Source organism: Bacillus cihuensis (assembly GCF_000504145.1).
Taxonomy (GTDB): Bacteria; Bacillota; Bacilli; order Bacillales; family DSM-1321; genus Peribacillus; species Peribacillus huizhouensis.
The window spans coordinates 1-22,608 of record NZ_KI632495.1 but is presented as its reverse complement, the minus strand read 5'-3'; the positions used below and the strand labels follow the sequence as shown (position 1 = coordinate 22,608).

General features: G+C 35.5%; 27 protein-coding genes and 4 pseudogenes. 11 read left to right on the top strand and 20 right to left on the bottom strand.

Annotation, left to right across the window (positions count from 1 at the left end):
- Nucleotides 1–297, bottom strand: a pseudogene (locus V179_RS31515) (hypothetical protein); the annotation flags it as partial.
- Between the two features lie 325 nt (nucleotides 298–622).
- Between V179_RS31515 and V179_RS0105765 the strand changes: the two are divergent.
- On the top strand, nucleotides 623–1,858 hold the full coding sequence (locus V179_RS0105765) for an IS110 family RNA-guided transposase (RefSeq protein WP_028390654.1): 1,236 nt from the start codon (nucleotides 623–625) through the stop codon (nucleotides 1,856–1,858).
- A 222-nt stretch (nucleotides 1,859–2,080) separates the two neighbouring features.
- On the opposite strand, the gene V179_RS0105760 is transcribed toward V179_RS0105765, so the two are convergent.
- On the bottom strand, nucleotides 2,081–2,293 hold the full coding sequence (locus V179_RS0105760) for a hypothetical protein (RefSeq protein ID WP_028390653.1): 213 nt from the start codon (nucleotides 2,291–2,293) through the stop codon (nucleotides 2,081–2,083).
- A 107-nt stretch (nucleotides 2,294–2,400) separates the two neighbouring features.
- Here V179_RS0105760 and V179_RS0105755 point away from each other — a divergent pair, with 107 nt between their 5' ends.
- Both V179_RS0105755 and V179_RS0105750 read left to right on the top strand, forming a co-directional pair.
- Nucleotides 2,401–2,730, top strand: coding sequence for a YolD-like family protein (locus tag V179_RS0105755; RefSeq protein ID WP_028390636.1), 330 nt, complete (start codon nucleotides 2,401–2,403; stop codon nucleotides 2,728–2,730).
- A gap of 11 nt (nucleotides 2,731–2,741) precedes the next feature.
- Nucleotides 2,742–4,007 carry a Y-family DNA polymerase gene (locus V179_RS0105750; protein WP_028390652.1) on the top strand — a complete coding sequence of 422 codons (1,266 nt, stop codon included), beginning with the start codon at nucleotides 2,742–2,744 and terminating at the stop codon, nucleotides 4,005–4,007.
- A 116-nt stretch (nucleotides 4,008–4,123) separates the two neighbouring features.
- On the opposite strand, the gene V179_RS0105745 is transcribed toward V179_RS0105750, so the two are convergent.
- Nucleotides 4,124–4,312, bottom strand: coding sequence for a hypothetical protein (locus V179_RS0105745; protein WP_028390651.1), 189 nt, complete (start codon nucleotides 4,310–4,312; stop codon nucleotides 4,124–4,126).
- Between the two features lie 71 nt (nucleotides 4,313–4,383).
- Here V179_RS0105745 and V179_RS0105740 point away from each other — a divergent pair, with 71 nt between their 5' ends.
- Nucleotides 4,384–5,055: a hypothetical protein gene (locus tag V179_RS0105740; RefSeq protein ID WP_028390650.1), complete on the top strand. Its 672-nt coding sequence runs from the start codon at nucleotides 4,384–4,386 to the stop codon at nucleotides 5,053–5,055.
- Between the two features lie 39 nt (nucleotides 5,056–5,094).
- Here V179_RS0105740 and V179_RS27120 read toward each other — a convergent pair whose 3' ends face one another.
- Nucleotides 5,095–5,862 (bottom strand): N-acetylmuramoyl-L-alanine amidase family protein, encoded by a 768-nt coding sequence (locus V179_RS27120; protein WP_034300816.1) that lies wholly within the window; start codon nucleotides 5,860–5,862, stop codon nucleotides 5,095–5,097.
- 146 nt (nucleotides 5,863–6,008) lie between these two features.
- Nucleotides 6,009–6,131, bottom strand: a complete 123-nt coding sequence (locus tag V179_RS31960; protein ID WP_268745175.1) for a hypothetical protein — start codon at nucleotides 6,129–6,131, stop codon at nucleotides 6,009–6,011.
- Nucleotides 6,132–6,210: 79 nt separating this feature from the next.
- Between V179_RS31960 and V179_RS29640 the strand changes: the two are divergent.
- The 3 genes and pseudogenes from V179_RS29640 to V179_RS31270 all read left to right on the top strand — a co-directional run.
- A pseudogene (locus V179_RS29640) lies at nucleotides 6,211–6,521 on the top strand (tyrosine-type recombinase/integrase); the annotation flags it as partial.
- Nucleotides 6,499–6,909 carry a hypothetical protein gene (locus V179_RS27115; RefSeq protein WP_051404850.1) on the top strand — a complete coding sequence of 137 codons (411 nt, stop codon included), beginning with the start codon at nucleotides 6,499–6,501 and terminating at the stop codon, nucleotides 6,907–6,909. The pseudogene V179_RS29640 and the gene V179_RS27115, both read left to right, overlap by 23 nt.
- A gap of 90 nt (nucleotides 6,910–6,999) precedes the next feature.
- Nucleotides 7,000–7,938 carry a hypothetical protein gene (locus V179_RS31270; RefSeq protein ID WP_051404849.1) on the top strand — a complete coding sequence of 313 codons (939 nt, stop codon included), beginning with the start codon at nucleotides 7,000–7,002 and terminating at the stop codon, nucleotides 7,936–7,938.
- Nucleotides 7,939–8,355: 417 nt separating this feature from the next.
- On the opposite strand, the gene V179_RS0105710 is transcribed toward V179_RS31270, so the two are convergent.
- Entirely contained in the window at nucleotides 8,356–8,589 is a 234-nt protein-coding gene (locus V179_RS0105710; RefSeq protein WP_028390649.1) for a hypothetical protein, read from the bottom strand.
- A 19-nt stretch (nucleotides 8,590–8,608) separates the two neighbouring features.
- Complete coding sequence (locus V179_RS30975) at nucleotides 8,609–8,779, bottom strand: hypothetical protein (protein WP_154663992.1); 171 nt, start codon at nucleotides 8,777–8,779, stop codon at nucleotides 8,609–8,611.
- Between the two features lie 621 nt (nucleotides 8,780–9,400).
- Between V179_RS30975 and V179_RS31265 the strand changes: the two genes are divergently transcribed.
- The gene (locus tag V179_RS31265; RefSeq protein WP_034300812.1) at nucleotides 9,401–9,589 is read left to right on the top strand and encodes a hypothetical protein; all 189 of its coding nucleotides are present in this window, start codon (nucleotides 9,401–9,403) and stop codon (nucleotides 9,587–9,589) included.
- Between the two features lie 178 nt (nucleotides 9,590–9,767).
- Here V179_RS31265 and V179_RS31955 read toward each other — a convergent pair.
- The 4 genes and pseudogenes from V179_RS31955 to V179_RS0105665 all read right to left on the bottom strand — a co-directional run.
- Nucleotides 9,768–9,902: pseudogene (locus tag V179_RS31955) on the bottom strand (N-acetylmuramoyl-L-alanine amidase); the annotation flags it as partial.
- Between the two features lie 272 nt (nucleotides 9,903–10,174).
- A complete protein-coding gene (locus tag V179_RS0105675) occupies nucleotides 10,175–10,456 on the bottom strand; it encodes a hypothetical protein (protein ID WP_028390648.1) in 282 nt (93 codons plus the stop codon).
- A 98-nt stretch (nucleotides 10,457–10,554) separates the two neighbouring features.
- On the bottom strand, nucleotides 10,555–10,815 hold the full coding sequence (locus tag V179_RS0105670; protein WP_028390647.1) for an excalibur calcium-binding domain-containing protein: 261 nt from the start codon (nucleotides 10,813–10,815) through the stop codon (nucleotides 10,555–10,557).
- Between the two features lie 151 nt (nucleotides 10,816–10,966).
- On the bottom strand, nucleotides 10,967–13,114 hold the full coding sequence (locus tag V179_RS0105665; protein WP_028390646.1) for an S-layer homology domain-containing protein: 2,148 nt from the start codon (nucleotides 13,112–13,114) through the stop codon (nucleotides 10,967–10,969).
- A gap of 220 nt (nucleotides 13,115–13,334) precedes the next feature.
- Between V179_RS0105665 and V179_RS0105660 the strand changes: the two genes are divergently transcribed.
- Nucleotides 13,335–13,661 carry a hypothetical protein gene (locus V179_RS0105660; RefSeq protein WP_028390645.1) on the top strand — a complete coding sequence of 109 codons (327 nt, stop codon included), beginning with the start codon at nucleotides 13,335–13,337 and terminating at the stop codon, nucleotides 13,659–13,661.
- A gap of 44 nt (nucleotides 13,662–13,705) precedes the next feature.
- Here the strand turns inward: V179_RS0105660 and V179_RS29630 are convergent, their stop codons facing one another.
- The 3 genes from V179_RS29630 to V179_RS31950 form a co-directional block, all read right to left on the bottom strand.
- Nucleotides 13,706–13,846, bottom strand: coding sequence for an XkdX family protein (locus V179_RS29630; RefSeq protein WP_084552222.1), 141 nt, complete (start codon nucleotides 13,844–13,846; stop codon nucleotides 13,706–13,708).
- Between the two features lie 117 nt (nucleotides 13,847–13,963).
- Entirely contained in the window at nucleotides 13,964–14,221 is a 258-nt protein-coding gene (locus V179_RS27100; RefSeq protein WP_051404848.1) for a hypothetical protein, read from the bottom strand.
- A gap of 13 nt (nucleotides 14,222–14,234) precedes the next feature.
- A complete protein-coding gene (locus V179_RS31950) occupies nucleotides 14,235–14,360 on the bottom strand; it encodes a hypothetical protein (RefSeq protein ID WP_268745174.1) in 126 nt (41 codons plus the stop codon).
- 14 nt (nucleotides 14,361–14,374) lie between these two features.
- On the opposite strand from V179_RS31950, the pseudogene V179_RS27095 reads away from it, so the two are divergent.
- Nucleotides 14,375–14,923 (top strand): annotated as a pseudogene (locus tag V179_RS27095) (site-specific integrase); the annotation flags it as partial.
- A gap of 117 nt (nucleotides 14,924–15,040) precedes the next feature.
- On the opposite strand, the gene glnA reads toward V179_RS27095, so the two are convergent.
- The 3 genes from glnA to V179_RS0105625 form a co-directional block, all read right to left on the bottom strand.
- On the bottom strand, nucleotides 15,041–16,375 hold the full coding sequence (gene glnA, locus V179_RS0105635; RefSeq protein WP_028390644.1) for a type I glutamate--ammonia ligase: 1,335 nt from the start codon (nucleotides 16,373–16,375) through the stop codon (nucleotides 15,041–15,043).
- A 39-nt stretch (nucleotides 16,376–16,414) separates the two neighbouring features.
- Nucleotides 16,415–16,819 carry a MerR family transcriptional regulator gene (locus tag V179_RS0105630; protein WP_028390643.1) on the bottom strand — a complete coding sequence of 135 codons (405 nt, stop codon included), beginning with the start codon at nucleotides 16,817–16,819 and terminating at the stop codon, nucleotides 16,415–16,417.
- A 156-nt stretch (nucleotides 16,820–16,975) separates the two neighbouring features.
- Nucleotides 16,976–18,238: a methionine gamma-lyase family protein gene (locus V179_RS0105625; protein ID WP_028390642.1), complete on the bottom strand. Its 1,263-nt coding sequence runs from the start codon at nucleotides 18,236–18,238 to the stop codon at nucleotides 16,976–16,978.
- A 665-nt stretch (nucleotides 18,239–18,903) separates the two neighbouring features.
- On the opposite strand from V179_RS0105625, the gene V179_RS0105620 reads away from it, so the two are divergent.
- Nucleotides 18,904–19,512 (top strand): trimeric intracellular cation channel family protein, encoded by a 609-nt coding sequence (locus tag V179_RS0105620; protein ID WP_028390641.1) that lies wholly within the window; start codon nucleotides 18,904–18,906, stop codon nucleotides 19,510–19,512.
- Between the two features lie 309 nt (nucleotides 19,513–19,821).
- On the opposite strand, the gene spoVK is transcribed toward V179_RS0105620, so the two are convergent.
- The 3 genes from spoVK to miaA all read right to left on the bottom strand — a co-directional run bounded on the left by spoVK (nucleotide 19,822) and on the right by miaA (nucleotide 22,410).
- The gene (spoVK, locus tag V179_RS0105610; protein WP_028390640.1) at nucleotides 19,822–20,775 is read right to left on the bottom strand and encodes a stage V sporulation protein K; all 954 of its coding nucleotides are present in this window, start codon (nucleotides 20,773–20,775) and stop codon (nucleotides 19,822–19,824) included.
- A gap of 418 nt (nucleotides 20,776–21,193) precedes the next feature.
- Complete coding sequence (gene hfq, locus V179_RS0105605; protein ID WP_028390639.1) at nucleotides 21,194–21,424, bottom strand: RNA chaperone Hfq; 231 nt, start codon at nucleotides 21,422–21,424, stop codon at nucleotides 21,194–21,196.
- 29 nt (nucleotides 21,425–21,453) lie between these two features.
- Nucleotides 21,454–22,410, bottom strand: coding sequence for a tRNA (adenosine(37)-N6)-dimethylallyltransferase MiaA (gene miaA / locus V179_RS0105600; protein ID WP_028390638.1), 957 nt, complete (start codon nucleotides 22,408–22,410; stop codon nucleotides 21,454–21,456).
- Nucleotides 22,411–22,608: the final 198 nt, after the last annotated feature.

The following is a 22,608-nucleotide window of genomic DNA, read 5'->3' as shown; positions in this document are numbered from 1 at the left end:
ATATTGATAGAGAGTGTAAAAAGGTATTAGATTTACCTTAGAAATTTCATTTGATAAATGAACATTAAAAAAGAATTCACCAGTATCACTAACTATCCCCATATTCCACCTTGGAATGATTGTTTGGGAAGCTAAACCAATAAGATATAGAACAAAAATTAACATTAGTATTTCATTCATTATCATTATTTGTTTTTGTCTCTTCTTTAAAAGAACAATTCTACCAACAACATAAAAAGGTAGTGCGACAATAATATATCCTATCATACTCTGTATGTACATTAATATTAAGCCCATATTACGTTCCCTTCCTAACGGATTATATTATCTAAATTATACCACTTCTACTTACACTAAACTGCCCGTTCGTATTATAAGGTCAGCCAGATAAGAAAATATTTCTGGTTGACCATTTTTTATATGGTTTTATTATAACGGTAGCCGGGGTAAAACGTAACTGCTCGTGGGATCTAGATCCCGTCAACTAAACAGTTTGCCCCCTACTTGTAGAAACATGATTGAGGCTGGTTGGGACTTTGATCTCGTATAACAAGCGAAGCTGTGACACTACAAGAAGGATAAGGGGTACCGGCAAAAATAAGAGATTAGGAGATGATGGAGGATGAATCCAGTCGTTGGTCTGGATATTTCAAAGGGAGAAAGTCAGGTTCAAGCTTTTTTAGATAAAGGCAAACCTTATCGTAAGAGCTTTAAAGTATCTCATACTCTTGAAGGGCTTGGTTTACTTTTAGAGTTCTTAGATCATGTGCAGAAAGAAACAGGTCAGAAGCCTCCTGTGATTCTAGAAGCAACTGGACACTATCAAACATCAGTCGTCCAATATCTAGATGAACGTGGATATTTATTAATTATTATTAATCCTTTAATTTCGTATAAGGCAAAGAGTTCAAGTCTAAGAAAAGTAAAGACAGATGCAGTTGATGCATACCTACTCTGTGAATTGTATTATAAAGAGGAATTAGAGCCGTATAAAAAGCGAGGGATTCAGTTATTAAACCTTCGTAATCTTACGAGACAACACGAAAATATTACAGGCGTTATGATTCAGACTAAGCTTCAATTTCAGGCTGTACTGGATCAGGTATTTCCTGAATATCGAGGAGTTTTTGGTGATTTGTATTCTGTGGTATCACTTTTAACATTACAAGAGTTTCCGTCATCTGAAGACATATTAAAGGCTAGTAATGAAACAATCTCGAATAAGATCAAAGAATTATGTAAAAGTCGCTCAATCAGATGGGCAAATGAAAAAACTCTAAAACTAAAAGAGGCGGCAACTCGTAATCCTTTTGAAAAGACTGTCTATCAGAGTCATATATTAAGCTTAGGTATGTACATTAACATTATTCTTCAATACAAAGAGCATCTATCAAGATTAGAGTCAGAGATAGACGCTCTCGCTAAAGAAATTGAAGAATATAATATTATCAAATCCATCCCCGGTATTGGAGAAAAAATCACTGCCACGATTATTTCTGAAATCGGTGAGATAGATCGATTTAACCATCCTAAAAAGCTTGTCGCTTTCGCTGGTGTTGATCCTAGTGTATTTGAATCTGGTAAATTTAGAGCTACCCAAAACCGTATTACTAAAAGAGGATCAAGTAGACTCCGCCGTGCCTTATATATGGCAGTTTGTTGTGCCATTCGTGATTGTCGTAAGAAGAAAACAACAGATGAAATACTCCCTAGAAACAAAAGAATGCGGGAGTATTATGATAAGAAACGCGAAGAAGGAAAACCGTTTAAAGTAGCTATCATCGCTTGCGTAAATAAACTCTTACATTGGATTTTCGCCTTATTAAAAAGTAGAATGACTTTCCAAGATATAGCTTAGTGCCTATATCTAATTAAATAAAACAAATCCTTCCAGCAAGAGCCTAACGGAAGGTTATTTAGCATGATCTTTATTAGTATATCATGGTTGTTTTATTTATTTTATTGAAAAATGTTGACAAACTATTAGCTGGTTTAGTTTAAGTACAGACCTTCACAATCTCCTCTAAGCTTAGATAGATATCTATTTTATTTTAAGGAAAACAAGAATTGCATTCTTAATTTACACTTTTTGAATACGTGGTTTAGCAGCTGATAAAATGTTGGCTTTGATAAATATTCTAGGCTGCCTTTTTGTTAGGCAATAAGCACGGATAAATTTCTCCTCTATCCTCTTAACAATAATCAATCGATCCGTAATGACTTCTTTGTTATTCATACACATAATTTCTACAGGTATTTGCTTTTCAAGTGACGATATAAATAATCCCAACATTTTACCAGTTCCTTTTTTACCATTATTTTATAAGAACATTAGTTCGATTTTGAGTTGTATCCGAACGAATGTTTGCATATAATATTAATATCGAAGGAGATGGTCATGTGATTCGTGATAGAGGAACAATTAAATGGACAGCTATGATGCTTCCAGAACATGTACAAAGTCTAAAGGATGTTCTAGTTGATGAACAACGGATTAAACAACCCATACTTGATGAACAAGAAATTGAAGAAATAGAAATAATCATATGTGAGGCAATGGAATATAATACGCCTGTCACTTTTAAAGTTTTTAATAATGGTTTTGTAGAGTCGATTACCGGAACTACTCATTACATTAATCAGTTAAAAAGCCAAATTATTTTCCAAGACTTAGATGGTTACTTTCATCACATCCCTTTTAAAAATATTATTAGCGTGCAAGAAGCATAATGGAGGGAAAAATGATGGATTATAGTCAATTTCCTAAACGTGCTATCTTATGTATAGACATGAAGGCTTTTTATGCTAGTGTTGCAGCAGTAATGCTTGGACTTGATCCAATGAGTTGTTACCTTGCTGTTGTTGGCAGCACGGACCGTCAAGGTAGTGTGGTATTGGCGGCTTCACCGAGAATGAAGAAAGACTTTAAAATTAAAACTGGATCTCGGCTTTTTGAAATACCGGATGACCCACGGATTGTTGTGGTTGACCCTCAGATGGGAACCTTTATTAAAGTCTCTACAGAAATTACAAAACTCTTTTATCGTTATGCTCCCCCATCAGCCGTCCACACTTATTCTGTGGATGAAAGCTTTATCGATGTTAAAGGGCTAGAAAAGATATGGGGTGATCCTGAGACTGTCGCTAAACTAATCCAGGAAGATATCCTAAAAGACTTTGGATTAACTTGCACCGTTGGAATAGGACCAAATATGTTGATGGCAAAACTTGCTCTAGATTTAGAGTCAAAAAAAGCGCCAAACGGTATAGCAACTTGGACATACGATGATATCCCATCTAAATTGTGGCCTGTAAGACCCCTATCAGAAATGTGGGGCATCGGCAGCCGTGTGGAAAGAACCCTTAATAACATGGGGATTTATAGTGTTGGAGGGATTGCTAATTACCCACTTGAACTTTTGGAAAAGAAATTTGGCATCATGGGGAACCAACTTTACCATCATGCATGGGGAATAGACCTATCCGAAATAGGCGCACCTATTATGAAAGGGCAAGTAAGCTTTGGGAAAAGCCAAATATTAATGAGAGATTATAAAGAAGAACGTGAAATTAAGGCTGTAGTATTAGAAATATGTGAAGAGGTTGCTAAGAGGGCTAGGGATAAACGGAAAGCTGGTAGAACGATCAGTTTCGGATTAGGTTACAGCAAAGATGAATTTGGTGGTGGTTTCTATCGCTCCAGAACTATCGAAAACCCTACGAATGTAACTATGGACATATATAATGTTTGCTTGCAACTAATGAAAGAAAGTTATCGTGGGAACATCGTTAGGCAGATATCTTTATCAATTAGCAACTTGGTTGATGATTATGAAATACAATTAGACTTGTTTGAACCAGACAGTTGGAAAAAACGAGAGCTTGGCTATGTGGTTGATAAAATCAGAAATAAATTTGGTGCTGCATCCCTGTTAAGAGCTGTATCATATACCGCGGCGGGAACTGCGTTACATCGGAGTAAGTTGGTTGGTGGACATAAGGGGTAACGAGCATCATAACTATTTCAGTCGACGATTGAGGAATAAGTATGAGGAATTATTAAAGATATAATTAGAAAAAATGAAAAGTAGTCCTTCTCAATTGAGAAAGGCTACTTTTCATTTTATTGTACCACCTGAAACCAATCCGGATACCTACCCGCAATCTCGTACAATGTTCCTCGATCTTTTATGTATTTATGGCGGTATTCATAGCACTCAGGATGCCTTATAAAATACATTTGATCCATTACCACTTGATCACTATTTTTTATATACATATCACAAATAGAACAACGATATTTGCTCTCCATAATCACACCTCCTAAAACCATTATGTATTTTATTAGAAAAATAGTTTATATTTGCTATAGGAGGGATAAAAATGATTAAATCAAACATAAAACTTTTACTTTCATTATTGACATTTATATTAATTTTTTCTTTATTTAATTTTAATGTTGAGGCTGCAAACCCTATCAGTCCAAAAGATAGCCGAGTGACACACACTATTAAAGACGCTAATGGAGTAGCTTACAAGGTGTATTTTGCAGGAGTTCAAGAATCTAAAAATACTGCGACTTTTGATAATGGTTTAGTATGGGCAGGAGCAAACGAGGGAGATTTAATTTACCACGGGAATTACAAGTTGTATGTACAAAAAGTAGGAATCAGTCATATTAAATATTCCGGGTTCGGTTATAATGATTTCACATTAAATGCCTCGAGGAAGATGGTATATATGTTCCCATCTCAGTATAAAGGACAACCAGATATTTTAGCGGTTGCGGAAACTTGGAGTTCAAATTTTGAAGTAGCAAATTTGTATTATATTAAAAATGGAAAATTAACAAGGATTTTTGATTTCACTTATACTAATAGACCTCAATTAATAGGAAAAAACAAATTTTTATACACACTATACAATAACGATACAGGAAAATGGAGTTTTACTTCGTTTACTCTTGACCCTAACAAAGGAACATTACTTGTAGCAGGTGAAAAATATGATAGACCTGCTGCAGTTTTAAGATACTGGAAAAAAAGCTGGCAATAACATAAAAGCCCATCTCTAATAAGAGAAGGGCTTTATCTATTATAAAGTTCTGCCGTTTAATACTAAATTCAAATAATCGATTTCATCAAAAGTTAAATCTTTTGCAGAAGCTTTTTTCTCCCATTGATCAGAACTTAAAATCCCTTTTTCTCTAGCTTTCTTATAAATACTTGATGCTTCTTGCCATTGCCAATCAGCCCAATTCGGTTTATTTCCACTCACTTTAGGTTCCTCCTTTATCGCTGCCACAATTTTTACTGGTAAACTCAAATAATTTGCTACACCTCGCGCATATGCAGCAGCCATATCCTTGATGAAATTATTATTCTTTAGCAATTCAGCATCTTTGGAGTCAATATAAGCAATTTCTGTTAATATTGCAGGCATGTTAGTTTGACGGACAACAGCAAGATTATCTTGTTTGCTGTCATCGTTATGTGGACCTAGTCCGTACTTTTTAGCCGCAGCAAGTGCCTCAGAGTTAACTAAGCTTTGTAATTTCACAGAACCAGCACTTGGTTTTGTATAGATATAAGACTCGTACCCAGTACCGCCACCAGCGTTCACATGATTACTTATAAAGACATCCGCAACAGCCCTGTTAGCGATATTGGCACGTTCAGATAGTTCTATAAAGACATCTGTCGTCCTTGTAAGAGTCGTTTCATGACCTGTGTAGTTTTCATCAAGATACTTCTTCATTTCTTTTGAAATTTCTAGAGTGAGGTTCTTTTCTAGCAAACCATTACCAACTGCTCCCCCATCTTTGCCACCGTGTCCAGGATCAATTTTGACTTTTTTCTTCATCTTTATCACCTCTTATTCTTATTTATATGAACAAAAAAATCCGTCCGTGTGGACAGCTTATTTCCCCTTTTTCTTTTTAAACCAGCCAGTGTGCGTGTTCTTCCACACTGCATACACATTGATAATAAAAGCAACAAAAGCAGAAATCACAAGCACAAATGCATTAATGCTTGCTTCAGTAAACCAGTCAAACTTAATACCAATTGTCCCAAAGAAAAAAGAAGGGCTGCAAGGAACCCTCCTAGTAACGTGAAAACATCTTTATTCATTTTTACATTCCTCCCCTTTTAATGATGCAAAAACTATTCCTGCAATACCTACAATCACAGCACTGAACGATAACATAACTATCATTTTGAACCTAACCTTGTTCTTTATCGGAACGACGGAAATTACATGCCAAAATCAAGTTTATTTAATTCCTTTCTCCGAATAATAAAAAAGGCTGGTATTCCTAACTTACCAATCCATTCATTAAGGCACACACATGCAGTTTTACAATTAGAAGCCGGAGCAAGTATAAAATATTTACAAGAGCGTTTAGGGCATGGTAGCAAATAACATCTGAGGTCTACTCACATATAAGCAAAAAAATCGATAAAGAAACTATGAATAAGTTTGAGGAACATTTGAATCGTGTCCTTGAATTATTTTTTTGAAGTAAAATCGAATAATAATACTACACGTATAGATGTGCCTGAAATCTCTCATTTGGATAATTTTGATGAGTCTATTAAAGGTGCTAATTTTGTAGCTCATTGGGTACCAGATAGATTTGCTGGTTTAGTTAGTTCTTTTTACCGCGAGTCAAATACTGTGGAAGAGTTTTGGAAGGTTATTAAGCGTAATAAAGTCGTAGATTATGCTAATGGAACTAGAGCTTTTAATAAAGAACAAGAACTTACTATTGCAGTCAAAGCATTTAAAGAATATGTGATGAAAGTTAAGTCAGGTATTCAGATTAGTAACATTTTTAGTTACTACAACGGCATTGTAAACAAGCTTATGGACAAGCTTTATTTTGATGTGAATTTTATGAATGTATAAAATTACCACTTACAATCAAACTCCAAAACTGGTAATATCCATAAAGGTAAAACAGGATATTTTACCCATTATATTTTAGGAGGAATTGTTTTGAAGAAGTTTTTTAAGTTTGGTTGTTTAGGTGTGATTGCTATAATTGCAATTGTTATTATTGCTCTGATTATTGATATTAGTAATGACGATGAACAGCCAACTGAAAAAGCAAAACAAGAAGAAAAAGTACAATATGAGATTGTTATCGATGAAAAATTTAAGAAAACAGAACAAAGACAAATCCGAGCTACAACAGGATCAAATGATGAAGCCGATTTTGAAACCATCACCAAGGAAATCATGAATAAATATAAAAATCAAAATCTAGATTCAATGCATTTATACATACATGCACCTGATGGAAAATCATTCGGACAATTGAAAGCACATTCCTTTATCGCTTACACACAAAAAGGTGCTGCTCAAACAGGACTGGAAAAAGCAGATACTTTTAAAATCGAAGTTGAAAAAAACAGCACAGAGACAACTTCTAAAAACACTGAAAATATACAAAAGAAAGAACCATCAACTAAGGTTTCATCAGATTCTAATAAAGTCTATATCAACTCAATAAGACCAGAAATTGATGAAATCACAGCCGAATATGACCGAATTTGGAATGATCACTGGCAAGCTGTTTGGGGAAATATGTCTAATGCTACTAATTCAAGTGATATTGCTAGTTTAAAAGATGATATGAATATTGTTTATGAAAAATACAGCGAACTATCTAAACGCATTAGTGCAATTGATTCGAAATCCGTTCCTTCTGACCTCCAAGAAAGACTAGAAACTTATAGGGTCGAGATGTCTCTGGCAACAAATTATAGAGGAAATGCAGCAACCGCTATTATACAAGCGATAGATGGTGTAGCAGATCTTAATTCAAGAATGGAAGAAGCTACGAAATCAGTGGAATTATCAGATAAAAAAATGCTATCAGCTATTGTTGCTATTACATCAATCGACCAAGAACTTGGATTACTTAAGCAATAAACTATATAATGCCTTTCTTGGACTTTTATTTCAAAGCAAAAAGGAGCCCTTACTCGCATTGGAGAGTCCTAGTTAAATAAGACAGAGGAAAAAGCACCCCCTGAATCGTATTTGTATAATACGTAACTCAGGAGGTGTTTTCCTTCTCCCCAAGAAACGTATCCTTTTTCCTTTAGATTTATTCAGATTGACATAATTGTAGTTGAAGATCTATGTCCAAGCGCTTTACCAACTTCTCTAAATGTGGCAATATTTTAAAACTATCATTCCCTTGCAAATATCATTTGCTAGGTAGTTTTCTATATGTTTTCTTTAGGAATCGCGCTCCATTGAAGGGACTAGATTTAGCGTACTCTATGTGGAGACAAGTCATTTATACGCATATAAAAAGCACCCTCGAAAGGGTGCTAAAGTTTACTACTTTTCAACATAGTCAAAATCATTATCTTCATACTCATAATCGTTTAAGTTTATTTCATTAATTGTTAACGATGTTATATTCTTAATCTGCACATAACAGCCGTCAACACCAAACCACCCCTTAGGCGCTTCAGTTATTTTGTTTTTTAATACAACTTTTGAATCTGATTTTAAGTTAAAACTTTCAGAGTTCCCATCTACCATATTAATATTTACAAAAAAGTATTTCATATGAGCACCTCCTTCTGACCTATGAATTCGACAAAAGGATATATTTTCCTGCTAAATCCCACAAATTATTTGCACCTAATTGCCCCTTTATGACGTTGTATACATCCCTGTCTTCCCCAATTAATTGGCAAAAATCACGAGGACCCAGCTTTTCTTCTTTTGGTTTCTTTTTAACTGGTGTTTCCTTCATGATCTCACTTCATAATAAAAAACACCAAATTGATTGGATGCTTTTCATGTCTATGTTTGTAATAAATAAACTTGAGAGTCTGTTATTTTTCTACAAGAAAGGATCATAATAATCACTGACTAAACCATAGATACTAGCTAATCGATCATTTTGTTTTTTTAAAACTCATATTCTTTAATCAATTTCAAATGGTTCCCCGTCTCTATTATTTCCATTCTTAAATGCAAAGAAAACCCCAAGCCTAAGCTTAGAGCTTTTGCTATTAATCTAGTAAATCCTCACGTTCGAATCAGCTTTGAAAGGACCTTCATCTTTCAGCTCTGGTTCACCCTGTACCTGACCTTCTTCCTCTTTCACATCATCAAGTGACATCTGGCAGCCGTTCCATCTGCATTGACTTTGTATTCAACTCCTTCAGGAGCCTCGTTGAATTCTTCGATAGACATTTGGGATGGCTCCAATAATAAAACAACGTTTCTACCTGCATGAGGATATAGCTTGATTATCTCCCTTTACATTAACCTGCAATACTATTAATAAAAATATTTAATGGTTTAAAATTCCAATTATTTATGTTAACCTATTAATAAATGCGGTTTACATATATAAGGAGGGATTAAAATGACTCTCAACTGGCCCCTTTTAATAACCACAGTTACTGCTCTTTTATTCGTCATCCTTGTTTTCATGAATTTCTTAGGATATTGGACAGCTAACCCAGCAATACAAATTATTTTTTTCTTTATAATGGTTGTAGCTATTTTCAACGCAGGTACTGAAACTAGTAAAAATCTAAAGAACAGGGGCTGATTGGAAAAATTCCAATCGGCTTTTTACTACACAGTTTGTGTCAACTGCCCACCAGCGTTCCGAATACTTCGAAACCCTACGAATGGTTCGGAATACGATGTTTTATTGTCCGTACCTATAACCTTCATGCCTTGACCAAAAGGAAAGCCAGTCTTTTTCTTTCTTGATTTTATCGATTACCTTTTTTCTTCTGAGCAAGGATTTTCGTAAAAGTCTCCTTTGCTTTACCGTCGACGTTTTTTTCTTGCAGGCCGTTAGCTACCCCTCCTGGATCTTTACCACCGTGCCCTGGATCAATTTTAATTTTTTTCATCTTTATCACCTCTTTTTCTTATTTGTATGAAAAAAAATGTCATCCGTATAGACAGCTTAATTCCTCATTTTCTTTTTAAACCAACCTGTATATGTGTTCTTCCACACTGCGTATACATTAATAACAAGTGCAACAAAAGCAGAAATAACAAGCACAAAAGCATTAATGCTTGTTTCAGTAAACCAATCAAACGTAATACCAATTTGTCCCAAAGAAAAAAAGAAGGGCTGTAAGGAACCCTCCTAGTAACGTGAATACATCTTTTTTCATAATTAATTTTCTCCTTTCGCAAGAATATCCAAGCGCTTATGGGCTTGTTTAGAGGATTCTTCAATCCTGGTGATACGTTCCCCTAATGTAACCATCTGTCTTTCGTTCGCTCTTAGATCGATGCGGATATCATCGACACCTTTTCCTATGTAATCTAATTGCACCTTAATTTGAGCATCCTGCTTGGTGTCTGTTTTAGTCTCTTTTTGTTTATTTAAGGTGAAAGTGAGATAGCTTAATAGCAATCCCCCAATCGCGATTAATACACCAATTTCAATTGTCATACGATCACCATCCCTTTTAAAATAAATAGAGGACCCAACCGAGCCCTCTGGATATAAAAAAAACCCCTCATGCTTGAGGAGTCTTTCTGATACGAGTTTTATCGTTCGCATGCGATACCGTCTTTATCTCGATCACTTTTTACATTAGCATCATAAATAGCTTTTGATACAAATGGAGTATACTTTGTTTTTCCACCTTTATTTTTAATATTGGCAGCTTTAGCCACTCCACCTTTGTAAACCTTATTTAATTCAGTACAATTTTTGTAAGTAACAGCTTTTGCTGCTTCCACAGGCGATCCAAAAGTGAATCCCAAAACCACACTCAAGGATAGAATAATAGAAGTAATCTTTTTCATTGCTATCACCTCTCTTCCTATAATTTACAAAATCTATCATAAGTTAAAGAAGGATTTAATTCAATAGAATATTAACTTTATTGCACATAATCTTCCTGAACTGCCATTAATAATAAAAACCCCACCAAAAGGTGAGGTAAAATCTTTTTACTTAAGGAGCTACAACAGTAACTTTTTGAACTGTTTTAGATCCATCGTTCATAACAGAATATAAAGCGTAAGATACTCTTGTACCTGATAAATATTCATCACCAAATCCGTCGCTTCCTCTGTATGTTAAATCAGCATACTTCGGAATTGTATCATCTGCTTCACCAGTTTCAGAAACTAATTTATACATCTCATAATGAGACCAATTTGGATCATTATTTCCGTCCCAAGATACATTTATTTCTCCAGAGCCGAGTGATCCAGGAATTGCTTGTAAGTTTATATCTGTATTAACTGGTACTGTTGGAACTTCTGGTGTGCTATTCTCGTCTCCATCGTTTCCGATAGCTTGAGTAATTATCACAGAGATAGTTGTTTCATTTGTACCACCACGACCGTCATCAACCGTCACTTTAAATTGAGCAGTTCCACTAGCAAGTGGATGAATTGTTGGTAATGCATTTTCTTCACCATCAAATATATCTGCAATATCTTTATTTAATGCTTCAATTGAATAGGTTAGTTCATCATCGTCATCATCAGTAAACAGCCCTATTAAATTCAAAGGAGCGTCTTCACCTACTGTGAAGTCAGGAACTGTCCATTGATCACTAACCATAGGAGGATTATTATTTGTAACGGTTATGCTATTATGCACTGAATAACCTTGACTTTGTTTATCCTGGTCAACATATATAAATAGAACTTGATAAGTTCCTACTGACTTTGGTTTCAAACTCAGAGGAGTAGCTGTAGGGATAGAGAAAAAATATTTTGAGTCATAACTGGCCACTTTTTTCATTATTGTATAAATATTTGAATTTGTAAATGTGTCATCCATTGGCGTTGCCCAAGAAATAACTTTACTTGCACTTACTACATTAAAAGCAACAGGATCGATGAGTAAATGATACTTAAAATTAGTTCCACCAGTAACAGTTATACCTGTAGTTATTTCTTTGTCCAGTGTGGTATTTACATCAGTAACCATATCAGCAATTTTATCAGCAGAATTTAATTCTAAATTCTCCGTTCTGCTTATTACATCTCTATAAACATCCAAATTCCCCTCAATAGTTGATACTGATTTCCCTAATAATGCAGAGTTAATATCATTTAAAGATATTTCACTTGCATCTCCGTCTTTAATTATTTCATCAATCTTTTTGATCGCTAATTCTTGAGGAGATAATGAAACAGTTAAGTCAAATGTTTTTGTGGTTACTCCACCTCTTCTATCATCAGCAGTTAATGTAATTGTACATGTACCCAAACTTATTCCTGTCACATATAAATTATTTCCATCTAATGAGACTGTAGCAATGTTCGTATTTGAAGAACTTGCGGTAAATGTTAAGGTGTCACCATCACGATCGGTAAAAACACTAGCAACATTAAGTACGTTTAAATGTTGATCAACAATAATTGATTTTGCTTCAATCAGGCTAGCAACAGGAGCATGGTTTTGTATTGGAAGTGGTTTTGGATCCGGATCGGGTGTCGAAATTGGTTTCTTTATTTCATCCTTAACTTTAATAAAAGTTGCAGCCACCTTAGCAACCTGTTCTCTCGTAGCATTGCCTTTAGGATCGAATTTCCCATCCTTTTTCCCACTGATCAAACCAGCCTCTACAGAAAAGGCAATAGCGTCTTTATAAGAATTAGAAATACTTCCGCTATCATTAAACGTAAGCTTTGAACCATAACCCGTCACGTCTACGCCTAACGACCTTACGAACATGACAGCCATGTGTTCCCTTGATAAGTTGGTGCCACCTTTAAATGTTCCATCCGTATAGCCTTTAATATAGCCAGCTTTTACTGCAGCTTCCACATATGGGAAGGCCCAACTATTTGTTGAGACATCACTATATGTAGAGACTCTAGGTGGGTTAGAAATATCCAATCCATTAGACAATACTAAAATTTTCGCAAATTGCTCTCTGGTTAAGGTCCCAGTAGGATTGTATGTTCCATTGCCAAATCCGCTAATAATACCTGCTTGTTGCAAAGTATTTATAGCATCTTTTGCAAAGGAATTTTCAATATCCGTAAAACTATTAGTCGCTGCATACCCATGAGTTGGTAATACTGGACTCGTTAGTAATACAGCGCTCACTACTAGACCTGCTATTGCCTGTTTTTTCATAAATGATCCTCCGAAATCAATATAGAGACACTTAGGACTAATGTACTAATTATCTCTACTGATTTATCGTCACTAGAATAATAAATATTTAGTGATTCTTAAAAATATTTTTTATTGCACATCATCTTCCTGAAATTCAATAAAAACGTGAAACCTTTTCATTTTCATACATCCTTCGTTGTATTATTAGTTAAAAAATACAAAGGAGGATTTTTTATTAATGTTTAATTATAATGAATACAAAATTACCAGAGTAAGAAAAAGTGATCTTACCACAGAAGAAATTAATCTTGCGAATAAATATCCAATAATCACAAGAGGCGAAGAAACTTCACCTTATTATTTACTAGAAATCAATAATTTTGAGCCATTCAAAGTAATAAATGATTCAGATGCACCCTTAGAGAAAGCGAGACTAGAAGGTTGCAAAATCTTAAATGAAAAATTCAATTACCCATTGGACAAACCATTCAGAAGCATTTGTTATACAAATTATGATAGAGAAAATAATCCCCAACCATCGTATTTCACAATAGAACGAAGGTAGAATAGAGAGGGTTTTCCACCCTCTTTTTAGCAAAATAAAAAAGCCTACTCTGTGTACGCTTTACCAGTGATTTCTGTATATTGATCTTCTGTAATCATTTTTGCCTTCACGAAAACCTTCAGCGATTCATCGTTGTATGAAGGGTGCTTTTCGTCATAATACCGTTTAATTGTAGAATACCACATTATAGACTACCTCCCATTTTTAACATTGCAATTTCCATAAGAAGATCACCTTGAGCAGTTTCTAATTCAGCAATTTTTGCCTTATCTGCTGCACTTTCAATAAGAACATTTCCTAAGTCAGTTTCTAATTACTGAATTTTTTTCTTCTGGTGTAAGTTGTCTATCCTCATACTCATAGTAAAGGCCGTTGTTATACTTTAATACCGGCACTTTGTCCGAGTTTGAAGTATCCGGCGTTGGTATAGCATCAACGAATACGCCTTCCTGATCCAATTCCTCTTTTGACTTACCTAAGCCGTTTTTTTCATCAAATGGCATGTTGTGGATCATTGAATACCCCGTACTCGACTCGGCATCAAATTTTACATAAATCACATCAGTTCCCCCATTATTTTAATGTTAAGTAATTCGTTAGCTTTTTAATTTGGCCCTTGCCAATATCAACCGTTATAAAAATATCAGCTTTATCCTCGTTATAAACAAGGTTACTCAATGGCACTGCATCATTTCTCATTTCAAGTCCACTAAACTGGAATGCGCAAAGGTGAAGCAGCTGCTCTCCAATGGACGGATGTGGACTTGAAAGAAAAAACAATCAATATTAATAAGTCACTTGATTTCCAAGAAGCATCTAAAAACCCTGAAGAAATGTTTGGTGACGTTAAAACATACCATTCCAAGCGAACCATTACAATTAGCCAGGGGCTTGCAAATGACCTACATTTCCACAAGAAATATCAGAATCAAAATAAGACAGCACTTAATGATAACTATCATTTTGAACATAACTTGGTTCTTTGTCGGAACGACGGTAATTATATGCCAAAATCAAGTTTATTTAATTCCTTTGCCCGAATATTAAAAAAAGCTGGACTTCCTAATCTACCTATCCATTCATTAAGGCACACACATGCCGTATTACAACTTGAAGCTGGAGCAAGTATGAAATATTTACAAGAGCGTTTAGGGCATGGCAGTATGCAAATAACATCAGATGTCTACTCACATATAAGCAAAAAAATCGATAAAGAAACTATGAATAAATTTGAGGAACATTTGAATCGTGTCCTTGAATAATTTTTTTGAAGTAAAATCGGGCAAAAATCGGACAGTAAGAAAAAATAGGCGGAAAACTATTTAATTGCCCGATGAAAAAAAAGCCCCGATACTAGTCGTATCAGGACTTTCAGCTTCTTAGTACATGTTCATGTATTGCTCGCGTTCCCATGGGTGAACTTGCGTACGGAACATATCCCACTCAATCTCTTTTGCTTCAATGAAGTGCTCTAATAAGTGATCGCCTAGAGCGTCCATGATCACTTCGTCTTCTTTTAATTTTTCCAAAGCAGCAAATAATGTTGCCGGAAGATCTACAATGCCATTTTCTTCACGTTCTTCTTTAGTCATTACATAAATATTGCGGTCAATTGGAGCTGGTGGAGTCAATTTATTCTTAATTCCATCAAGACCCGCTTTCAATATGACAGCTAGCGCTAAATATGGATTGGCTGCAGGGTCAACACTTCTTACTTCAACACGAGTGCTGACGCCTCGAGAAGCAGGAATACGCACTAGTGGACTACGGTTTTGAGCGGACCACGCAACATAGCAAGGTGCTTCATAACCAGGTACTAAACGTTTATATGAGTTAACCGTTGGGTTCGTTACTGCAGTGAAGTTCGGTGCATGTTTAATGATTCCTGCAATGAATTGGTCAGCCGTTTCACTTAATTGTAGTTTACCAGATTTATCAAAGAATGCATTTTCACCATCTTTAAATAAAGAGACGTTACAGTGCATACCAGATCCACTTACTCCGAATAGAGGTTTTGGCATAAACGTTGCGTGCAAGCCATGTTTACGAGCAATCGTTTTTACTACGAGTTTGAAAGTTTGAATATTATCACAAGCAGTTATTGCATCAGCATATTTAAAATCAATTTCATGTTGTCCTGGTGCTACTTCATGGTGAGAAGCTTCTACTTCAAAGCCCATTTCTTCTAGCTCAAGTACGATATCACGACGGCAGTTTTCACCTAAATCAGTTGGCGCAAGGTCAAAATAACCACCTCTATCATTTAATTCAAGCGTAGGTTCACCATTAGCATCCAATTTGAAGAGGAAGAATTCTGGCTCTGGTCCAAGATTAAACTCTGTAAAGCCCATTTCTCTAGCTTCAGCTAAGACTCGTTTCAAGTTGGTACGTGGGTCACCACTAAAAGGTGTTCCATCTGTCGTATATATATCACAGATTAAACGTGCAACTTTCCCTTTTTCTGAAGTCCACGGGAAAATCACCCATGTATTAAGGTCTGGTTGTAATAACATATCAGATTCTTCAATACGTACAAATCCTTCAATTGAAGAACCATCGAACATCATTTTATTATCAAGTGCTTTATTTAACTGACTTACTGGGATTTCAACGTTTTTAACTGTTCCCAATATATCCGTGAATTGGAGTCGAATATATTTCACATTTTCCTCTTTAGCTAAACGAATAATATCTTCACGAGTATACTTTACCATACACAACATCCTCTCTTCATTTTGTTTTTTGGATTTTATTTAATGAAAAAATCTAGACATATCTCCTTGACGAAGTGTTGTGCGATGTCTGCCACCATGCAAAAGTTCTGATTTTAAAAGCTTCCGCAATTCTCCATCACTGAGATCTTTCTTAATTTCTTCTGACTTCTGAATCGGTTCGTTTGGAACTTGTTCAACTTGATTTACAAATAAAAGTTTCTTTATACCGGCTAAGTTGACACCTTGTTCTAGTAGATCTTTAATCTCTAAGAGACGATCTATGTCATTCAAGGAAAACAGTCGCCTATTTCCATCTGTTCTCATAGGAGTAATTAATTGATGCTCTTCGTAATAACGAATTTGACGAGCAGACAATTCGGTAAGCTGCATGACAATTCCAATTGAGAAAAGAGGCATCGAACGCCGAATGTTGCTACTACTCATCTTCAGCATCCTCCTTATTGATTATCTTGTTTATATTATATGAGATGTTAGATATTTTGTCAAATCAATGTTATGTTTTCTAACATGGAATTATTTTATTCGTTGATTACAAAAATCGCTTTTAATTTCAATAGTTTTTTTTAGTTTAGCTTTATCCTAGATAAGCTTTTTGTCGATCAAATTATCTACTGCTGTTAACACGGCAATTTTTACATGTTCGTATGTTAACCCACCTTGAACATACGCTACATACGGCGGTCGAGTTGGGCCATCTGCTGTCAATTCTATGCTTGCCCCTTGAATAAATGTACCGGCCGCCATAATGACATCATCAACATACCCCGGCATATAATTAGGATAAGGTGTAACATGTGAATTTATTGGTGATGCATATTGGATTGCTTGACAAAACGCCACCATTTTATCACGATCATCAAATTGAACAGATTGAATTAAATCTGTTCGCTTGGCATCCCATTTCGGTGAGGTATTCATACCTAACAATTCAAGTAATGCTGATGTAAAAACCGCACCTTTTAAAGCTTGACCGACTACATGAGGTGCGAGAAAGAAGCCTTGATACATTTCTTGTAGGCTATAAAGTGACGCACCCGCTTCCGCTCCAATACCTGGTGACGTTAAACGGTATGAACAAGCTTCAACATATTCTTTTTTTCCGACGATATAGCCTCCTGTTTTCACAAGGCCACCACCGGGGTTCTTGATTAAAGAACCTGCAATTAAATCAGCACCTACATGACAAGGCTCCTTATCTTCAACAAACTCTCCATAACAGTTGTCAACAAAGACGACTAAGTTTGGGTTAATATCTTTTACAAACGATATCATTTCTTCAATTTCAGAAATCATAAAGGACGGTCGCGTTGCATATCCTTTCGAACGTTGAATACCAATCATCTTCGTTTTAGGAGTAATTGCTTTTTTTACAGCATCGAAGTCTACTTCCCCTTCGCTAGTTAACATAACAGAATTATAATCAATATTAAATTCTTTTAAAGAACCGATGCCACTTCCACGAATCCCTACTATTTCTTCTAATGTGTCATAAGGCTTGCCTGTTATGTATAATAGCTCATCTCCTGGTCGCAGAATTCCAAACAATGCAATGGAAATCGCATGAGTTCCAGAAATGATTTGCGGTCGTACTAGACCCGCTTCACCGCCAAATACTTCACTGTAAATGTGTTCTAATGTGTCTCGCCCGTAATCATCATAGCCATAGCCTGTAGTAGGGATAAAATGCGAATCACTTACTTTATTGCTTTGGAAGCTCTGCAATACACGAAACTGGTTTAGTTCCATCATAGAATGGATATCTTGATGGATTGGGGCTATTTGAGCTTCAGCCTGTTCGGTTAATTTTTTTAGTCTATCTCCATTTGTTAATAGCTGATACATGTTGAGTCTCCTTTTTAATCAAATCATTATAATCGTTTTTTAGATAAAATTGTGATGAATGACCTCATCATATCAAATCAACATACAATGTCACAATTCATTCTAAAAAACAGCCATGAGCACCTGAACCAAAGCTAACGTTGAAAAAAATTCAGGTTCTCAATATTGCATCACCTTATTAAGGTGGCGGTTCGAAGCTGATTTTGCTAAGCCCTTCCCTTTTCACAGAAAAGTCGTTTATAATCATACCACCTTCTAAACATGTTAGCAGTAGAAAACTCTTCTAAAAAACAGCGGTTTCTGCTAAAATCATATAGGTTGTCATAAAGTGAAGCTTCAATCAGTTTGGTTTTATCCCCACCGATTGTAAGTTCCGTTCTAGAGTCTATATCGAGAAAAATAGACTCTTCGATCTTATGTTCAAAGAATCACAGACTATGTACGCCGCGTCCTTAAGTCTACCGTCTTTGTAACCTCTAACTGTGAGCACAAACTTTACCACTGCTCTCGCATTGGTTAGCTTCACTGTATCTCACCATTCAGGCTTTTACGTGCAGTTCCCCCCACCTACACTCCTTCGATTCCACTTAGCATTGAGGTAAGGGGTCTTACTGCCCGTTAATGCGGAATAAAACAGAATAATGAAAGAACAGCGAGGAATTCCTATGACATGGGAGATACTAACGATAATTGGTACGATTGCTTTTGCTATAAGCGGCGCAATTATCGCGATGGAAGAAGAATATGATATATTAGGTGTTTATATTTTGGGCGTTGTTACCGCCTTTGGTGGGGGAGCCTTACGAAATCTTTTAATTGGGGTTCCCATATCAGCGTTATGGGATCAAGGTACAAACTTTATCATTGCGCTAATTTCAATAACGTTTGTTTTTCTCTTCCCTAAAAATTTATTAAAACATTGGAAAACATGGGGCAATTTTACTGATGCAATTGGGCTCTCAGCTTTCGCCATTCAAGGTGCACTTTATGCCATTGACTTAAATCGTCCTTTAAGCGCTATTCTTGTAGCTGCCGTACTTACTGGTTGTGGTGGCGGTATGATCCGGGATTTATTAGCACATAGAAAACCGCTTGTTTTAAAGGATGAAATATACGCTTTATGGGCTATTATTTGCGGCCTTTTCATTGGACTTAACAGTTCTATAGAACCTTGGCAATTATATTGCTTATTCCTAGCAATTACAGTATTAAGAGTTCTATCATATTCGTACAACTGGAAACTTCCAGCAAGAAATATTAATCAATACAACTGATTGTTATTAAGTGAAACTTAAATCAGCTGGGATTTTACTGCCCAGTAATGCGGGATAAATCGTAAATTCCAGTTAATTAGGGCTGCATTTTAGGTATTTCTTATCTCCTAAAAGCAGCCCTTTGCTTATATTTATCTGATTGTAAAACTCAATATTGATCTTTTGGTGTAGATTTTCTTTCATCTAAGCCAAAATTATTTTCTAATTAACAGCTATTTCCCAATTCCCATATATTTTTTCCGAGGTAACTCCATCAAGAACGCTGTTTTCTATGACAATTTTCGATTTGTTAATTAAGTTTAGTTTCATCTATTCTTCATCTTCTTCAAAAACAAGGTCCTGGCTCCTTAAGGTCACGAGGTCTCCACGTTCATATGAATCTTCAATCAATAATCTCATTGCTTGTGTCCTTATCGATTTTTCAATAATATTCCGAATATAACGACCGTTCGAAAAAGATACCAGTCTCGGGTCGGCTTTGATTATTATTAAATGCTCTTTCAATTTACGTTCAGCATCCCTGCTAAGTACATATTCCCGATCATCGATCATTCTTTGTCCGATTTCCATCAATTGTTCAATCGAATAATCCGGAAAGTCTACTACAATAGGAAACCTTGAATGAAGACCAGGATTCAAGGTTAAGAAATAATCCATCTCTTTTGAGTAACCGGCAAGGATTAAGATAAATTCGTGTTGGCGATCTTCCATATGCTTCACAAGCGTGTCAATCGCTTCTTTTCCAAAATCCTTTTCTCCTCCCCTACCAAGTGAATAGGCTTCATCAATAAACAAAATTCCACCGATTGCTTTTTTTATTAAATCCCGAGTTTTTTGAGCTGTATGGCCAATATACTCACCGACAAGATCCGCTCTTTCCACTTCAATTAAATGGCCTTTGGAAAGTACATTCATCTTATGAAACAATTTACCAATCAATCTAGCTACTGATGTTTTCCCCGTTCCAGGATTCCCTTTAAACATCATATGAAGAGCTTGCTGTCCAGACTTTAGCCCTCGCTCTTCCCGCTTTTTATTCACATAAATCCATGCATATATTTCTTTAATCATCCGTTTCATTTCATCTAGCCCGACTAATGCTCCTAACTCCTCTTCCATTTCCTTCAGCGCAATATGTTGAGGAGGTATATCTAAAACATGTTTTTCACGAATCGGAGGATCTTTCGGAATTGGCTTCCGCTTTTGTCCATTTAAGACAATATTAATCTGTCCGTTATTTTTTTTACGGATCGGTTGTTCCAATATATAGTCACCTCTCATACGACGAATAGAAAAAGGACGAGCCCAATTAGTGTTCGACAATTATTTTGTTTTTCCATAATTATATTCGTATCATGTCGTTTCCTGCGCTTTCCCAAGAAATAATCCCTCATTTATTTATATTCATAAATGAGTTATCTCAGTAGTAATTGTTTAAAATAGTCCTACTAAAACAAAAAGCTCCCTGATCAACCTTTGCTCAAGCATAAGGAAATAAAAATGAAAAGCATTTTGGTGAGCTGGAGACAAATACTATCAAGAGACTTGAATACAAATCTCAAATTTTTTTAATTATCTACAACCCCATCCCCCACTATATTTTTTGGATCAACAAAAAATACCCACTTAAAACAGAAGATTGTTTCTGTTTTAAGTGGGTATCGTTGTATTAACATTCCATTTACTCTTTTGCTTCATAATCGATTTGTACATTCTTTTGCGGTGCGAAAGTAGAAATCGCATGTTTAAAGACTAACTGTTGTTTTCCTTCAGATTCAAATAAAACGGTAAAGTTATCAAACCCTTTAACAAGTCCTCTAATTTGAAAACCATTTAATAAAAAAACAGTCACATATGTACTATCTTTTCTTAACTGATTTAAAAATTGATCTTGAATATTTACTTGTTTCATCGTGTATTCCTCCTCATTCTCTCTATGTATTACATATTCGCGCTAAGTGATAGCTTTCCTGCTATATAAGTAGATATTTCTTCAGAAACAAATGAATTATTTCCTTGTTCCTGAATCTCATACCATTGTACATCCATTTTATTACGAAACCAAGTAAGTTGACGCTTAGCGTAGCGGCGTGAATTTTGTTTTAAAGCTTCAATCGATTCTGCTAATGTTAGTTTTCCATCGAAATAATCGTATAATTCTTTATAACCAATTGCCTGTATCGATTGGCATTCTCTTAATCCTTGCTCATAAAAGCTCTTTACTTCATCAATTAGTCCCTGTTCGACCATGATATCAACACGGTGATTAATTCGCTGATAAAGCGCTTCACGATTCATCGTCAAGCCGATTAGTGCAGTCTCATACTTTAATTCAGAGGTTTGGTTGTCAAGTTGATCAGACATAGTAATTCCTGTGCAATAATAAACTTCCAACGCTCGAATAATGCGTCTTACATTGTTAGGATGGATTCTCTTTGCGCTCTCAGAGTCGATTGACTGTAACTTTTCAATGAGAGGTGCAATTCCATCTGTTTCAACGATAGATTCCAATTTCTTTCTATATTCTGCATTAGAAGCTGCCTCCGAAAATTGATAATCGTAAATAACAGACTGAATGTAAAGACCTGTGCCTCCAACGATAATTGGCAGTTTACCACGCTTTTGGATATCCGCTATGACGTGATTCGCTTGCTCTTGAAAATCAGCTGCACTAAATGATTCATTCGGCTCTTTAATATCCAGGAGATAATGAGGGATACCCTCCATTTCATCACGTGTTATCTTAGCTGTTCCAATATCCATTCCTTTATAAACTTGCATAGAATCTCCACTAATAATTTCCCCATTAAAGCGCTTTGCCATTTCTATACTCAGTTTTGTTTTCCCAACTGCTGTCGGGCCAATAATGACAAGTAGCTTATTGTTTGCTTGTTCCAAATCTTTCACTGCCTTATATAAATTTTACTTTTCGTACGTTTAAAGCAGTCAAACATCATTCATCATAGACAAATGATAAATCGTTTATACCTCTAAAGCGTACGAAAAGTTATTTTCTCCAGACTATACTTAAATTAGTTTTATCTTATTAAACTACATCACGCGTTTAAACATTTTCTCCATGTCGTAGCTGGAGTA